The following is a 15,155-nucleotide window of genomic DNA, read 5'->3' as shown; positions in this document are numbered from 1 at the left end:
CCCCGCCATCGCGGACCACCAGCCGGCCCAGCGCCGCCGGCCCCGCCCTCGCGCGGAGCCGCCCGAACGGATCTCCTACGCGGGGGCCTGGCTCTGCAGGGCCACCGACAGCTCGGCGGCGACGCCCTGGAGGATCGGTACGAAGGACTCGGCCACGGCCTGGGTCACCCGGCCCGCCGGACCGGAGATGGAGATCGCGGCGGCGGTCGGCGAGTCGGGCACCGACACGGCGAGGCAGCGGACTCCTATTTCCTGCTCGTTGTCGTCGACCGCGTAGCCGACCCGGCGGACCTGCTCCAGGGCTTCCAGGAAGCCCTCGGGGGTGGTGATGGTCTTCTCGGTCGCGGCGGGCATGCCGGTGCGTGCCAGCAGGGCGCGGACCTCGTCGGCCGGGGTGTGGGCGAGCAGGGCCTTGCCCACGCCGGTGGAGTGCGGCAGCACCCGGCGGCCGACCTCGGTGAACATGCGCATGGAGTGCTTGGACGGCACCTGCGCCACGTAGACGATCTCGTCGCCGTCGAGCAGGGCCATGTTCGCCGTCTCGCCGGTCTCCTCGACCAGCCGGGCGAGGTACGGGCGGGCCCAGGTGCCCAGCAGCCGCGACGCGGACTCGCCGAGGCGGATCAGGCGGGGCCCGAGGGCGTACCGTCGGTTGGGCTGCTGGCGGACGTACCCGCAGGCGACGAGGGTCCGCATCAGGCGGTGGATGGTGGGCAGCGGCAGGCCGCTGGCGGCCGAGAGCTCGCTGAGACCGACTTCGCCGCCGGCATCGGCCATGCGTTCGAGCAGATCGAAGGCGCGCTCAAGGGACTGGACGCCACCGCCGCCGGCGGTGGGCTTGGCGGAAGCGTCGGTGGTGCTGGCGCTGGACGTCGGCACGGCGCGGTCCTTTCGGTGCTGGCAGGCAAGGGAGCAGCCTACCGGTCGGCGGGCTGCGGCCCTAGATCCGGGCCTCGCCGTCCGCGCCGGTCAGAGGTGGTTTGTCCGGGGGTGGACGTCCTCCGGAAGTTACCCGCCCGGATGCCCGTGGCGATAGCTACATTCTGGATGGTGAAATCTTAATTCCATCCTGTGGAAACATCCAATCGGGATGCGAACGGGCCGTCCGTCCGTCCCGACGCTCTTGACTGGCCCCGGATCGGGGTGAAGACTCCGTCAACAGAACGTTGAATTTCGCTCTGTGGAAGTAGATGGGGAGGTTCCGGTGGCCGACGCCGCAGTGGAACTGGTACTGCGCTCGACGCGCGTCATCACCCCCGAGGGGACGCGCGCCGCCTCGGTGGCCGTCGCCGCGGGGAAGATCACGGCCGTGCTGGCGCACGACGCGGAGGTACCGGCCGGGGCCCGGCTCGAGGACTTCGGCGACGACGTGCTGCTCCCCGGCCTGGTGGACACGCACGTCCACGTGAACGACCCCGGCCGCACCGAGTGGGAGGGCTTCTGGACGGCCACCCGCGCCGCCGCGGCCGGTGGCATCACCACCATCCTCGACATGCCGCTCAACTCCCTGCCGCCCACCACCACCGTGGAGAACCTCCGCGTCAAGCAGGAGGTCGCCCGGACCAAGGCGCACGTGGACGTCGGCTTCTGGGGCGGGGCCCTTCCGGACAACGTCAAGGACCTGCGCCCGCTGCACGACGCCGGCGTCTACGGCTTCAAGTGCTTCCTGTCGCCCTCCGGCGTGGACGAGTTCCCCCAGCTGGACCAGGAGCAGCTGGCCACCTCCCTCGCCGAGATCACCGGCTTCGGCGGCCTGATGATCGTGCACGCCGAGGACCCCCACCACCTGGAGTCCGCCCCCCAGAAGCCGGGCCCCAAGTACGCCGACTTCCTGGCCTCGCGCCCCAAGGACGCCGAGAACACCGCGATCGAGAACCTGATCGCCCAGGCCAAGCGGCTCAACGCCCGCGTGCACGTCCTGCACCTGTCGTCCTCCGACGCGCTGCCCCTGATCGCCGCCGCCAAGGCCGAGGGCGTGCGGATCACCGTCGAGTCCTGCCCGCACTTCCTCACCCTCACCGCCGAGGAAGTCCCGGACGGCGCAACCGAGTTCAAGTGCTGCCCGCCCATCCGGGAGGCCGCCAACCAGGACCTCCTGTGGGACGCGCTCGCCGACGGCACCATCGACTGCATCGTCTCCGACCACTCGCCCTCCACCGCGGACCTGAAGACCGGCGACTTCGCCACCGCGTGGGGCGGCATCTCCTCCCTCCAGCTGGGCCTGCCCGCCATCTGGACCGAGGCGCGCAAGCGCGGCCGCACCCTCGAAGAGGTCGCGCGCTGGATGTCCACCGCCCCGGCCGCGCTGGCCGGCCTGGCGGCCAAGGGCGCCATCGAGGCCGGCCGTGACGCCGACTTCGCGGTCCTGGCCCCCGAAGAGACCTTCACCGTGGACCCGGCCGAGCTGCACCACCGCAACCAGGTCACGGCGTACGCGGGCAGGACCCTGCACGGCGTCGTGAGGTCCACCTGGCTGCGCGGCAGGCAGATCGCCGACCACGGCACCCCGACCGAGCCCACGGGCCTCCTCCTCGAAAGGCAGAACTGACAGTGGCACAGCGTTCGACTGGACTGACGTCCTTCACCGGCAACGCGAACCCGTACGGGGGCGGCGACCCGTTCGCGGACTACCGCACCGCGGAGTTCCCCTTCACCCAGTACGCGAACCTCGCGGCCCGCGAGCTGGGCGCCGGCGTCATCGCCGCCAACGACGAGTTCTTCGCCGAGCGGGAGAACCTGCTCATCAGCGAGGCCCCGCACTTCGACCCCGAGCACTTCGGGCACAAGGGCAAGGTCATGGACGGCTGGGAGACCCGCCGCCGCCGCGGCGTGTCCGCCGAGCAGCCGTGGCCGACCGCCGAGGACCACGACTACGCCCTGATCCGGCTCGGCGCCCCCGGCGTCATCCGCGGCATCGTCGTCGACACCGCCCACTTCCGCGGCAACATGCCCCAGGCCGTATCGGTCCAGGGCGCCTCGGTCCCGGGCTCCCCGACCGCGGAGGAGCTGCTCTCTGAGGACGTCAAGTGGACGACCCTCGTCGAGCGCACCCCCGTCGGCGGTCACGCGGCCAACGGCTTCGAGGTCAACGCCGAGCAGCGCTTCACGCACCTGCGCCTGAACCAGCACCCGGACGGCGGCATCGCCCGTCTGCGCGTCTACGGCGAGGTCCGCCCCGACCCGCGGTGGCTCGCCGCGCTGGGCACCTTCGACGTCGTCGCCCTGGAGAACGGCGGCTCCGTCGAGGACGCGTCCAACCGCTTCTACTCCCCGCCCGCCAACACCATCAACCCGGGCCGGTCCCGCAAGATGGACGACGGCTGGGAGACGGCCCGCCGCCGCGACAACGGCAACGACTGGATCCGCTACCGGCTCGTCGCCGAGTCCGAGATCCGCGCCGTGGAGATCGACACCGCCTACCTCAAGGGCAACTCGGCCGGCTGGGCCTCCCTGTCCGTCAAGACGGGCGAGGAGGGCGAGTGGCAGGAGTTCCTGCCGCGCACCCGCCTGCAGCCCGACACCAACCACCGCTTCGTGCTGGACGCCCCGGCGGTCGGCACCCACGTGCGGATCGACATCTTCCCGGACGGCGGCTTCTCCCGCCTGCGCCTCTTCGGTTCGCTGACGGAGGGCGGCGCGGCCGCGCACGCCGCCCGCCACCAGGAGCTGGGCGGCTGACCCGCCCCGGCCGACCGCTCCGGGGGCCGACACCCCCGGGGCACGGGCACGGCCCTGTGGGGCGCACCGCACGCGGTGCGCCCCACAGGCGTTCCCGGGGCGGCCGGGCAGGGCTCCCCTCACGCCGCCGGTCAGGCGGCGTGGCCGCCGTCCACCGAGAACTCCGCACCGGTGACGTACGCGGCGTCCGGCCCGGCGAGGAAGGACACCACGGCGGCGACCTCCTCCGGGGTGCCGTAGCGCCCGAGGGCCGTCATCGACCGCTGCGGGTCCGCGTACGGACCGCCGGCCGGGTTCATGTCGGTGTCCGTGGGGCCGGGGTGCACCAGGTTCGCGGTGATGCCGCGCCCGCCGAGCTCCCGGGCGAGGGACTTCGTCAGGCCCGACATGGCCGCCTTGCTCATCGCGTACAGCGTGCAGCCCGCGCCGGGGACCCGCAGCGCCACGCAGCTGCCGATGGTGACGATCCGTCCGCCGGGGCCCATGTGCCCGGCCGCGGCCTGCGCGGCCAGGAAGGCGCCCCGGACGTTGACCCCGAGGACCCGGTCCACGTCGGCGGTGCCGAGCGTGCCGATCGGGCCGAGCACGCCGACGCCGGCGTTGTTGACCAGGACGTCGAGCCGCCCCAGCGCCCGTACGGTCTCCTCCACCGCGGTCCGCGGGCCGTCGGCGGCGCCCGCGTCGGCGCGCACCGCCAGCCCCCTGCGGCCGAGCGCCTCGATCCCGCTGACGACCTCGGCCGCGGCCGCGGCGCCGCTGACGTAGGTGAGCGCCACGTCGAAGCCGTCCTCGGCCAGCCGCAGCGCGGTCGCCGCCCCGATGCCCCGGCTGCCACCCGTCACCAGTGCCACCGTGTTGCCGTCCATGTGGTTCCTCTCCGCTCCATTTGGTTGCGGGTTCAATGAAATCGGGAGGGTGTGGACGGCGCTGGCGGGAATCCGCCCTGGCGTTCACGCGCGCCGCACCGATGAGCCGCGGCGCCGGCGGGAGTCTGAACCGACAACGGGATCCCAGCCACCGACACAAGGAGCGCCGAGCCATGGGCAAGCTGACCCTCACCACCTTCCTGACCCTCGACGGAGTGATGCAGGCCCCGGGCGGGCCCGACGAGGACCGCAGCGGCGGGTTCGAGTACGGCGGCTGGCTCGTGCCCTTCGCCGACGAGGGCATGGGGGAGTTCGTGAACGAGCTCTTCGGCCGCGCCGGGGCCTTCCTCCTCGGGCGCCGGACCTACGAGATCTTCGCCTCGTACTGGCCGCAGCACGACGACCCGGCCGACCCGGTCCCGGACAAGCTCAACCGGCTGCCGAAGTACGTCGCCTCGACCACCCTCGAGGACCCGGCCTGGGGCCCCGCCACCGTGATCGACGGGGAGCAGCTCCAGTCGGAGGTCGTCCGCGTCAAGGACGCCCTGGACGGGGAGCTCCAGGTGCACGGCAGCGGCCGGCTCGCCCAGTGGCTGCTGGCGCGCGACCTCGTCGACGAGCTGAACCTGCTGGTCTTCCCCGTCTTCCTCGGCGCGGGCCGCCGTCTGTTCCCCACCGGCGGGCTGCCCACGGCCTTCGAGCTGACCGGCTCCCGCACCACCGGCAGCGGCACCGCCATCCACACCTACCGCCCCACGGGCCGCGCCTCGTTCGGCACCTTCGAGGACTGAGCCCGGGCGGGGGCGGCGGAGCGTCCGGATAACGGGATTTCCGGTCGACCGGCAAGATCGGGACGGTTACCGTGGGCGCGCACCCGTGCGAGCCGCCGCCGTCTCCACGCCCTTCCCGCCGTCGGAGCCGCCCCGGTGTCCACCCTCGCCGCCCCCGCGTCCACGCTCGCCCCCCGCCGCGCCTGGCTCGCGGACCTTCCCGTACTGCTCGTCGCCGTCGTCTGGGGCGGCAGCTACCTCGCCGCCAAGGGCATCACCACCACGCACACCGTGATCGCGGTCCTCGTGCTGCGCTTCGCGCTGGTGCTGCCCGCCCTCGTCCTCGCCGGCCACCGGCGGCTGCGCGCGCTGAGCCCCGCCCAGCTGCGCGGCGGCGCGGCGCTGGGACTCGTACTCGGCGGGATCTTCCTGCTGGAGACCTACGGAGTGGTGCACACCTCCGCCACCAACGCCGGTCTGATCATCAGCCTGACCATGATCTTCACCCCGCTGGCGGAGTCCGCCGTACGCCGTCGGGCGCCGTCGGCCGGCTTCCTCGGGGCCGCCGCCGTCTCGGTCGCGGGGGTCGTGCTGCTCACGCAGGGCGCCGGGTTCACCGTGCCCGGCACCGGCGACCTGCTGATCCTCGGCGCCGCCCTGGCCCGCACCGCCCACGTCCTGCTGATGGCGCGGATCAAGGCCGTCCAGGACGCCGACCCGCTGTCCCTGACCACCGTCCAGCTCGGCGGCGCCGTCCTGGTCTTCGCGCTGCTGACGCTCGTGCCCGGCACCGGCGACGGCCCCTGGGCCACGGCCGCAGGGTTCGGGCCCGCCGAATGGGCCGGGCTCGTCTTCCTCTCCGTCTTCTGCACCCTCTTCGCCTTCTTCGTGCAGATGTGGGCCGTACGCCGCACCTCGCCCTCCCGCGTCAGCCTGCTCCTCGGCACCGAACCGCTGTGGGCGGCCGCCGCGGGCATCGCCATCGGCGGCGAACACCTCGGGGCCGCGGGCCTCGCCGGCGCGGCGCTCGTCCTCGCCGGCACCGCCTGGGGGCGCCGCGCGGCGGGCTGACCGCCCCCACCGCACCGGCCGGGCGGCGCGCCGAATGGCCGGTATACGGCTCCTGCGGGCTTGATCACGGGCCCTACTGTGGCCCGCATGCCCGCCAGCGCGTCCGCCCTACAGGTCCGGGAGCTCCTCCAGCCGTACGGGGCGGCGCTCGCGCCGGGAGCGCTCGCACGCCTCGGCCACGCGGAACGCGGCGAGCGCCTGGAACCCGTCGCAGGGATTGCCCCCCTCGCCGCGCACCAGCCGTACGAAGGCCGCCAGCTCGGCCTCGTACGCGGGCCCGAACCGCTCCAGGAAGCCGGTCCACGGCTTGCTCGCCGGGGGCGGGCCGTGCGGCTCCGTCGAGGCGATCGGCGTGCGGTCGTCCAGCCCGGAGGAGACCTGGTCCAGCTCCCCGGCCAGCTCCATCCGCACGTCGTACCCCGCGCCGTTGCAGCGGGTGCCGGTGCTGGTGACCAGGGTTCCGTCGTCCAGCGTCAGGACGGCCGCCGCCGTGTCGATGTCCCCCGTCTCGCGGAACCGGGCCGGACCCCCGTCGGAGCCGGCCGCGTACACCTCGGCCACCTCGCGCCCGGTCACCCAGCGGACGATGTCGAAGTCGTGCACCAGACAGTCCCGGTACAGGCCCCCGGAAACCGCCAGGTACCCGGCCGGCGGCGGAGCCGGATCGGCGGTCATCGTGCGCACCGTGTGCAGCCGCCCCAGGGCACCCGACCGGACCAGCTCGCGCGCGGTCCGGTAGCCCGCGTCGAAGCGGCGCATGAAACCGACCTGGAGCACCCCGCCGACGGCCCCCACCTCGCGCAGCACCGCCAGGGTGCGGGCCAGGTCCGGGGCCAGCGGCTTCTCGCAGAACACCGGCAGCCCGCCGCGCGCCGCCCGTACCACCAGGTCGGCGTGGCCCTCCGTGGCACAGGCCACCACGACGGCGTCCACGCCCCAGGTGAAGACCTGGTCGACCGTCGGCGCGGCGGTGGCCCCCAGCCGGTCCGCCAGCCGCGACGCCCGCCCCGGGTCGGCGTCGGCCAGCAGCAGCGAGCCGGCGTCCGGGTGGCGGGCCAGTGCGGCCGCGTGGAAGGAACCGATCCGGCCCGTTCCGATGAGCCCGATGCGCATGCACTCAACGTGACCCCGTACGGGGGACCTGTCAATCTGCCCGCGCCTGCCCCGATGACCCTTCATGGTCCACTGTGGCGGATACTGGGCGGCTGAAACCGGAATGACCGATTGATGACGGACGAGGGAAGGGCACGGGGACGTGGCTAGGGTTCGGACAGGGGTACGCGTCGTCGGCGCCGTGCTCGCGGCGGTACTGGGGGCCTCCCTCGCCGGCTGCAGCAGCACGGGCGGCAAGCGCGCCGAGGAACGGGCGAAGGCCGCGGAGGCGGGCCGGCCCGCCGTGTCCACGCCGCGCTGGACCTTCGCGATGATCACCCACGCGGGCGACGGCGACACCTTCTGGGACATCGTCCAGAAGGGAGCCAAGGAGGCCGCGGCGAAGGACAACATCAACTTCGTCTACTCGCACGACGACCAGGCGCAGCAGCAGGCCCAGTTCGTGCAGAACGCCATCGACCAGAAGGTCGACGGGATCATCGTCAGCCTCGCCAAGCCCGAGGCCCTCAAGGACGTCGTCGGCAAGGCCGTCAAGGCCGGCATCCCGGTGATCACGGTCAACTCCGGCTCCGCCCAGTCGGCCGAGTACGGGGCGCTCACCCACATCGGGCAGGACGAGCAGATCGCGGGCGAGGCCGTGGGCACCGAGCTGGCGAAGCGGGGCCGGAAGAAGGCCGTCTGCGTCCTGCACGAGCAGGGCAACGTCGGCCACGAGCAGCGCTGCGCCGGGGCGAAGAAGACCTTCGCCACGTCCGGCGGGGTCATGGAGAACCTGTACGTCGAAGGCACCAACATGCCGTCCGTGCAGGCCGCCGTCCAGGCCAAGCTCCAGGCGGACCCCACCGTCGACTCCATCGTCACCCTCGGCGCGCCCTTCGCCCCCACCGCCGTCAAGGCGAAGGACGCGGCGGGGAGCAAGGCCGAGGTGGACACCTTCGACCTCAACGAGTCCGTCGCCCGCGACCTGAAGTCCGGCACCCTCGGCTTCGCGGTGGACCAGCAGCCCTACCTCCAGGGCTACGAGGCCGTGGACCTGCTCTGGCTCCACCGCTACAACGCGGACGTCCTCGGGGGCGGCCGCCCCGTGCTGACCGGCCCGCAGATCGTCACCGGCGCCGAGGCCGCCGAGCTGGAGGAGTACATCAAGCGGGGCAGCCGATGAGCACCCCCGCCGCCCCGGCCGTGGACGAACGCCTCGCGCCGGCCTCGTACGTCCGCCGGCTGCTGGGCCGCCCCGAGCTGGGCGCGGTCGTCGGCGCCGCCGCGGTCTTCGTCTTCTTCTGCTTCGCCGCGGACAGCTTCCTGAAGCCCTCCAGCCTCAGCACGGTCCTGTACTCGGCCTCCACCATCGGGATCATGGCGGTCCCGGTCGCCCTCCTGATGATCGGCGGCGAGTTCGACCTGTCCGCGGGCGTCATGGTCACCACGTCGGCCCTGTTCAGCTCGATGTTCAGCTACCAGATGACCGCCAACGTCTGGGTCGGCGTCCTCGTCTCCCTGCTGGTCACCCTGGCCATCGGCTTCTTCAACGGGTTCATGCTGACCCGCACCCGGCTGCCCAGCTTCATCATCACGCTCGGCACCTTCCTGATGCTGACCGGCCTGAACCTCGGCTTCACCAAGCTGATCAGCGGCTCGGTCTCCACCAAGACCATCGCCAACATGGAGGGCTTCTCCTCCGCCCGGGCCCTGTTCGCCTCGCAGTGGAACATCGGCTCGGTCACCCTCAAGGTCACCATCCTGTGGTGGCTGGCCCTGGTCGCCGTCGCCACCTGGATCCTGCTGCGCACCCGCGCCGGGAACTGGATCTTCGCCGTGGGCGGCGGTGCCGACGCGGCCCGCGCCACCGGCGTCCCGGTCGTCAAGACCCGGATCGGCCTCTACATGGGCGTCGCCCTGTGTGCCTGGATCTCCGGGCAGCACATCCTCTTCTCCTTCGACGTCGTCCAGTCCGGCGAGGGCGTCGGCAACGAGTTCCTCTACATCATCGCGGCCGTCATCGGCGGCTGTCTGATGACCGGCGGCTACGGCTCCGCGATCGGATCGGCCGTCGGCGCCTTCATCTTCGGCATGACCAGCAACGGCATCGTCTACGCGCAGTGGAACCCGGACTGGTTCAAATTCTTCCTGGGCGCCATGCTGCTGCTCGCCACGCTGCTGAACGCATGGGTCCGCAAGCGGGCGGAGGCGAAGTGACCGCGCTGGTGAAGCTGACGGACGTCAGCAAGTACTACGGCAACATCCGCGCCCTCCAGGGCGTCTCCCTGGAGGTCTCGGCCGGCGAGATCACCTGCGTGCTCGGCGACAACGGGGCCGGCAAATCCACCCTCATCAAGATCATCGCTGGTCTGCACCGGCACGACGCCGGCAGCTTCGCGATCGAGGGCGAGGAAACGGAGCTCGCCAACCCCCGCGCCGCCCTCGACCGCGGCATCGCCACCGTCTACCAGGACCTGGCCGTCGTCCCCCTCATGCCGGTGTGGCGCAACTTCTTCCTCGGCTCCGAGCCCACCAAGGGCCGCGGCCCCTTCCGCCGCCTCGACGTGGAGCTCATGCGCGAGACCACCCGCACCGAGCTGCTGCGCATGGGCATCGACCTGCGCGACGTCGACCAGCCGATCGGCACCCTCTCCGGCGGAGAGCGGCAGTGCGTGGCCATCGCCCGCGCCGTGTACTTCGGAGCCAAGGTCCTCGTACTGGACGAGCCCACCGCCGCCCTCGGCGTGAAGCAGTCCGGCGTGGTCCTCAAGTACGTCGCCGCCGCCCGCGACGCGGGCCTCGGGGTGGTCCTGATCACCCACAATCCGCACCACGCCCACCTGGTCGGCGACCGCTTCGTCCTCCTCAAGCGGGGCGCCATGGCGGGCAGCCACGACCGCGACTCGATCACCCTGGACGAGCTCACCCGGCAGATGGCCGGCGGCTCGGAGCTGGAGGAGCTGAGCCACGAGCTGGAGCGGGTGGCAGAATCAGGGGCGACCACGCCCTCCGCTCCGGCCACCGACAGGGACGAAACGACTCGATGAGCACGTACCGGGACTTCACGCTCGCCCACCGGGGGGCGGCGCGGGGCACCGTCCTGCGGACCGTCGGGACCCGCGAACGCCGCTCGCTGCGCACCGCCCCGCGCGTCCCGACCGTCGGCATCGACATCGGCGGCACCAAGGTGATGGCCGGCGTGGTCGACGCCGACGGGGTCATCCTGGAGAAGATCCGTACCGAGACCCCGGACAAGTCCAAGAGCCCCAAGGTCGTCGAGGACACCATCGTCGAGCTGGTCCTCGACCTCTCCGACCGGCACGACGTGCACGCCGTCGGCATCGGGGCCGCGGGCTGGGTCGACGCCGACCGCTCCCGCGTCCTGTTCGCCCCCCACCTGGCCTGGCGCGACGAACCGCTGCGCGACGCCCTCCAGTCCCGGCTCGCGGTCCCCGTCATGGTGGACAACGACGCCAACACCGCCGCCTGGGCCGAATGGCGCTTCGGCGCCGGCCGCGGCGAGGACCACCTCGTCATGATCACCCTGGGCACCGGCATCGGCGGTGCCATCCTCGAGGACGGCCAGGTCAAGCGCGGCCGCTACGGCGTGGCCGGCGAGTTCGGGCACATGCAGGTCGTCCCCGGCGGACACCGCTGCCCCTGCGGCAACCGCGGCTGCTGGGAGCAGTACAGCTCCGGCAACGCCCTGGTCCGCGAGGCCCGCGAGCTGGCCGCCGCCGACTCCCCGGTCGCGTACAACATCATCGCCAGGGTGGGCGGGAACGTCCACGAGATCACCGGTCCCCTCATCACCGAGCTGGCCCGCGAGGGCGACGCCATGTGCGTCGAGCTGCTCCAGGACATCGGCCAGTGGCTCGGCGTGGGCATCGCCAACCTCGCGGCCGCCCTGGACCCGTCCTGCTTCGTCATCGGCGGCGGCGTCAGCGCCGCCGACGACCTGCTCATCGGCCCCGCCCGGGACGCCTTCCGCCGCCACCTCACCGGCCGCGGCTACCGCCCCGAGGCCCGCATCGCCAAGGCCCAGCTCGGCCCCGAGGCCGGCATGGTCGGCGCCGCCGACCTCGCCCGGCTCGTCGCCCGCCGCTTCCGCCGCGCCACGCGCCGGCGCGTCGAGCGGCACGAGCGCTACGCGCAGCTCGGCCGGCGCGGCGCCGCGGGCCCCACGGACCCCAAGGATCAGGAACCGCAGTGACACCGCCCTCCCTGCCCCGCCAGGCCGCCTCCCCCGAAGGAGGAGGCGACCGGCCGCCCACCCCCGAGGAGCGCGAGGACCGCCGCCGCACCGTACGGCGCCGCTGGGTCACCGCGATCATCATCCTGCTGCTCATCGGCGTCCCGGCGGGCTACCTGTTCGTCTCGGCCCAGCAGAGCCGCCAGAGCGGCAGGGACAAGGCCGCCCGGGTCGGCGCGGTCAAGGTGCGCACCGACTGGCCCTCCCGGGTGCAGCGCAGCATCTACGAGGTGCCCATCCCTCTGATGGCCTCCCACGTCGGCTACCTGGAGACCAACAACTGGCGCACCAGCCGGCTGTACGTCCAGTTCCAGGTGACCCCCGCGCAACTGGACGCCTTCCTGGCCGACGCCGGGACCAGCAGGGAGGCACTGACCCCCGGCGTGTCCGTCTCCGACCGCGACGCCGCGGTCGCCGGCTGGAGCTGGAGCCCGAAGCACACCTGGTCCGGGGTCACCCTGGAGGCGCAGGACCCGCGGCCCACCCGGGACATCACGGTCGACTCCACCAATCCGGCCGCTCCCCGCGTGTACGTGGTCTCCACCGCCGTTCCCTAGACCGCCTCCGGACACGGCCTATGGTGGGATCATGAAGCTCACCAAACGGCTGCATTCCTGCGTCCAGTTGGAGAAGGACGGGCGCGTGCTCGTCATCGACCCGGGCGCGTTCAGCGAACCGGACGCGGGCCTCGGGGCGGACGCCCTGCTGGTCACCCACGAGCACCCCGACCACTTCGACGAGGGCCGGCTGCGCGCGGCGCTCGACGCGAACCCGGCCGCCGCCCTGTGGACCCTGCGCAGCGTCGCGGACCGGATGGCCGCCGCCTACCCGGGCCGGGTGCACACCGTGGGCCACGGCGACGCCTTCACCGCCGCCGGGTTCGAGGTCCAGGTCCACGGCGAACTGCACGCCGTGATCCACCCCGACATGCCGAGGATCACCAACGTCGGCTACCTCGTCGAGGGCTCCCTCTTCCACCCCGGGGACGCCCTGACCGTTCCGGACGCCCCGGTGGAGACGCTGATGCTGCCGGTGCACGCGCCCTGGAACAAGATCGCCGAAGTGATCGACTACGTCCGTGAGGTCAAGCCCGCCCGGGCGATCGACATCCACGACGCCTACCTCGCGGACATCGCCCGGCCGGTCTACGACATGGTCCTGGACAACTTCGGCGGAGCCCCGCACGGCCGTCTCGGCGCAGGTGAGAGCGCCGTAGTCTGACTGTCGGTGCCGGGCGGTAGGTTGGTGTACATGCGTATCGCCACGTACAACGTCAACTCGATCACCGCCCGGCTGCCGCGCCTGCTGGCCTGGCTGGAGAGCTCCGGCACGGACGTGCTCTGCGTCCAGGAGACCAAGTGCTCCGTGGATCAGTTCCCCGCCGCCGAGCTGCGCGAGCTGGGGTACGAGTCGGCCGTCAACGCCACCGGCCGGTGGAACGGCGTCGCCCTGCTCTCCCGCGTCGGCCTGGAGGACGTGGTCATGGGGCTGCCCGGCGGCCCCGACTACGAGGGCGTGCAGGAGCCCCGCGCCATCTCCGCCACCTGCGGCGGGGTGCGCGTCTGGTCGGTTTACGTGCCCAACGGCCGCGAGGTCGAGCACGACCACTACGGCTACAAGCTGAAGTGGTTCGGCGCCCTGGCCACCGCCATCGCCGAGGACGCGGCGGGCGTCCGCCCCTTCGCGGTGCTCGGCGACTTCAACGTGGCGCCGACCGACGAGGACGTGTACGACCCCGCGGTCTTCGCGGGCCTCACCCATGTCACCCCCGCCGAGCGGGCCGCCCTGGAGGCGCTGCGGGTCGCCGGGCTCTCCGACGTCATGCCGCGCGCCCTGAAGTACGACCGCCCGTACACCTTCTGGGACTACCGCCAGCTCGCCTTCCCCAAGAACCGGGGCATGCGCATCGACCTGGTGTACGGGAACGAGCCCTTCGCGAAGGCGGTCAAGGACGCCTACGTCGACCGCGAGGAGCGCAAGGGCAAGGGCGCCTCCGACCACGCCCCGGTCGTCGTCGACCTGGACGTCTAGAAGGCCGCCGGCCCGGAGGTCCAGAAGACGGAGGGATCAAGGCGCGCCCTGTGGCCAGCGGGGGATCCGGGTGTCAGGGTGGTCGGTATGAACATCCCTTTCCTGGCCAACTGGCTGAACCGGCACGAAACGGAACAGGGTGCGGGGCTCGCCGCCGCCCTCGTGGATGATCCCGAGGGCGTCGCGGAGCTGTTCGCGGAGTGCGAGATGCTGCGGTCCCAGGCGAGGGCGGCCGGGCTGGAACTCGACCACACCCCGGCCTCGTTGGAGGCCTTGGACCAGCTGATGCCGCGCTGGCGCCGGGATCCCGAAGCGGTGCCCTGGCTGGGCAACGACGCCGGGTTCTACCTCGGGACCGTGATCGTGCGCAGTCTGCCGGGTGCCGGCTGGCAGGTCTGGCCCAACGGCCAGCCGGTGATCCGGCTGGCCTCGGGGCGGGAGCTCAACGTCATCGAATCGGGGCTGTCCTGGGCGGTGACCGGGTCCCCCGAGCTCAGTCAGGCCTATGCCGAGGCCTCCGAAGGCTGAATAAAGGCCAATGTACTTTATGTTCCTTTTAAGCGTGTCGAGGTGAAGTCCCCTTCGACCGCTGGATAGTTTGCGCTGACCTCGACACACCGACAAGTGGGCAGGGCAGCGCATGGCCGTCGATCCGTTGATCGAGCTGCGGGACGTCAACAAGTACTACGGGAAGTTGCACGTCCTCCAAGACATCGACCTCACCGTCGGCCGCGGCGAGGTGGTGGTGATCATCGGGCCCTCCGGGTCCGGCAAATCCACCCTCTGCCGCACCATCAACCGGCTGGAGACCATCGAGTCCGGCACCATCACCCTCGACGGGCGGCCGCTGCCCGACGAGGGCAAGGAACTGGCGGCCCTGCGGGCCGAGGTCGGCATGGTCTTCCAGTCCTTCAACCTCTTCGCGCACAAGACCGTCCTGGCCAACGTCTCGCTCGCCCAGATCAAGGTCAGGAAGCGCAAGAAGGAAGAGGCCGACAAGCGCTCCCGGGAACTCCTGGACCGGGTGGGCCTGGCCAGTCAGGCGGACAAGTACCCCGCCCAGCTCTCCGGCGGCCAGCAGCAACGCGTGGCCATCGCCCGCGCGCTCGCCATGAACCCCAAGGCACTGCTCTTCGACGAGCCGACCTCCGCCCTCGACCCGGAGATGATCAACGAGGTGCTGGAGGTCATGCAGCAGCTCGCCCGGGACGGGATGACCATGGTCGTGGTCACCCACGAGATGGGCTTCGCCCGCTCCGCCGCGAACCGCGTCGTCTTCATGGCCGACGGCCGGATCGTGGAGGACCGCACCCCGGAGGCCTTCTTCACCGCCCCCGAGAGCGACCGGGCCAGGGACTTCCTCTCCAAGATCCTCAAGCACTGACGGGCGCCCCG

At 72.2% G+C, this 15,155-nt stretch carries 16 protein-coding genes; 13 read left to right on the top strand and 3 right to left on the bottom strand.

Going from position 1 to position 15,155, the window contains the following annotated elements:
• Positions 1-75 precede the first annotated feature (75 nt).
• On the bottom strand, positions 76-879 hold the full coding sequence (locus ACZ51S_RS08030) for an IclR family transcriptional regulator (protein ID WP_388942849.1): 804 nt from the start codon (positions 877-879) through the stop codon (positions 76-78).
• 325 nt (positions 880-1,204) lie between these two features.
• Between ACZ51S_RS08030 and allB the strand changes: the two genes are divergently transcribed.
• Positions 1,205-2,548: an allantoinase AllB gene (gene allB, locus ACZ51S_RS08025; protein ID WP_468479108.1), complete on the top strand. Its 1,344-nt coding sequence runs from the start codon at positions 1,205-1,207 to the stop codon at positions 2,546-2,548.
• Positions 2,549-2,550: 2 nt separating this feature from the next.
• Positions 2,551-3,678, top strand: a complete 1,128-nt coding sequence (gene alc / locus ACZ51S_RS08020; protein WP_468479107.1) for an allantoicase — start codon at positions 2,551-2,553, stop codon at positions 3,676-3,678.
• 131 nt (positions 3,679-3,809) lie between these two features.
• On the opposite strand, the gene ACZ51S_RS08015 is transcribed toward alc, so the two are convergent.
• Positions 3,810-4,544 (bottom strand): SDR family oxidoreductase, encoded by a 735-nt coding sequence (locus ACZ51S_RS08015; protein ID WP_468886215.1) that lies wholly within the window; start codon positions 4,542-4,544, stop codon positions 3,810-3,812.
• Between the two features lie 173 nt (positions 4,545-4,717).
• On the opposite strand from ACZ51S_RS08015, the gene ACZ51S_RS08010 reads away from it, so the two are divergent.
• Entirely contained in the window at positions 4,718-5,335 is a 618-nt protein-coding gene (locus ACZ51S_RS08010) for a dihydrofolate reductase family protein (protein ID WP_468479105.1), read from the top strand.
• Positions 5,336-5,470: 135 nt separating this feature from the next.
• Positions 5,471-6,385, top strand: coding sequence for a DMT family transporter (locus tag ACZ51S_RS08005; protein WP_468479104.1), 915 nt, complete (start codon positions 5,471-5,473; stop codon positions 6,383-6,385).
• Positions 6,386-6,493: 108 nt separating this feature from the next.
• Here the strand turns inward: ACZ51S_RS08005 and ACZ51S_RS08000 are convergent, their stop codons facing one another.
• Positions 6,494-7,498, bottom strand: coding sequence for a Gfo/Idh/MocA family protein (locus ACZ51S_RS08000; RefSeq protein WP_468479103.1), 1,005 nt, complete (start codon positions 7,496-7,498; stop codon positions 6,494-6,496).
• Between the two features lie 142 nt (positions 7,499-7,640).
• Here ACZ51S_RS08000 and ACZ51S_RS07995 point away from each other — a divergent pair, with 142 nt between their 5' ends.
• The 9 genes from ACZ51S_RS07995 (at position 7,641) to ACZ51S_RS07955 (ending at position 15,144) form a co-directional block, all read left to right on the top strand.
• Entirely contained in the window at positions 7,641-8,660 is a 1,020-nt protein-coding gene (locus ACZ51S_RS07995; protein ID WP_468479102.1) for a sugar ABC transporter substrate-binding protein, read from the top strand.
• Complete coding sequence (locus ACZ51S_RS07990; RefSeq protein ID WP_468802397.1) at positions 8,657-9,694, top strand: ABC transporter permease; 1,038 nt, start codon at positions 8,657-8,659, stop codon at positions 9,692-9,694. The genes ACZ51S_RS07995 and ACZ51S_RS07990 overlap by 4 nt, the downstream gene beginning before the upstream one ends.
• On the top strand, positions 9,664-10,524 hold the full coding sequence (locus ACZ51S_RS07985) for an ATP-binding cassette domain-containing protein (RefSeq protein ID WP_468479101.1): 861 nt from the start codon (positions 9,664-9,666) through the stop codon (positions 10,522-10,524). The genes ACZ51S_RS07990 and ACZ51S_RS07985 overlap by 31 nt, the downstream gene beginning before the upstream one ends.
• Positions 10,521-11,690: an ROK family glucokinase gene (locus ACZ51S_RS07980; RefSeq protein ID WP_388942822.1), complete on the top strand. Its 1,170-nt coding sequence runs from the start codon at positions 10,521-10,523 to the stop codon at positions 11,688-11,690. Before ACZ51S_RS07985 ends, ACZ51S_RS07980 begins: the two co-directional genes overlap by 4 nt.
• Positions 11,687-12,286 (top strand): hypothetical protein, encoded by a 600-nt coding sequence (locus ACZ51S_RS07975; RefSeq protein ID WP_468479100.1) that lies wholly within the window; start codon positions 11,687-11,689, stop codon positions 12,284-12,286. Before ACZ51S_RS07980 ends, ACZ51S_RS07975 begins: the two co-directional genes overlap by 4 nt.
• 31 nt (positions 12,287-12,317) lie before the next feature.
• On the top strand, positions 12,318-12,950 hold the full coding sequence (locus ACZ51S_RS07970) for an MBL fold metallo-hydrolase (RefSeq protein ID WP_468802398.1): 633 nt from the start codon (positions 12,318-12,320) through the stop codon (positions 12,948-12,950).
• A gap of 30 nt (positions 12,951-12,980) precedes the next feature.
• Positions 12,981-13,760, top strand: a complete 780-nt coding sequence (locus tag ACZ51S_RS07965) for an exodeoxyribonuclease III (protein WP_468479098.1) — start codon at positions 12,981-12,983, stop codon at positions 13,758-13,760.
• 87 nt (positions 13,761-13,847) lie between these two features.
• The gene (locus ACZ51S_RS07960) at positions 13,848-14,288 is read left to right on the top strand and encodes a DUF6278 family protein (protein WP_468479097.1); all 441 of its coding nucleotides are present in this window, start codon (positions 13,848-13,850) and stop codon (positions 14,286-14,288) included.
• 112 nt (positions 14,289-14,400) lie between these two features.
• Complete coding sequence (locus ACZ51S_RS07955) at positions 14,401-15,144, top strand: amino acid ABC transporter ATP-binding protein (RefSeq protein WP_468479096.1); 744 nt, start codon at positions 14,401-14,403, stop codon at positions 15,142-15,144.
• The last annotated feature ends 11 nt before the right edge of the window (positions 15,145-15,155 follow it).

Source organism: Streptomyces sp. NPDC034043, assembly GCF_055575675.1.
This window is presented reverse-complemented; position numbering and strand designations above follow the sequence as displayed.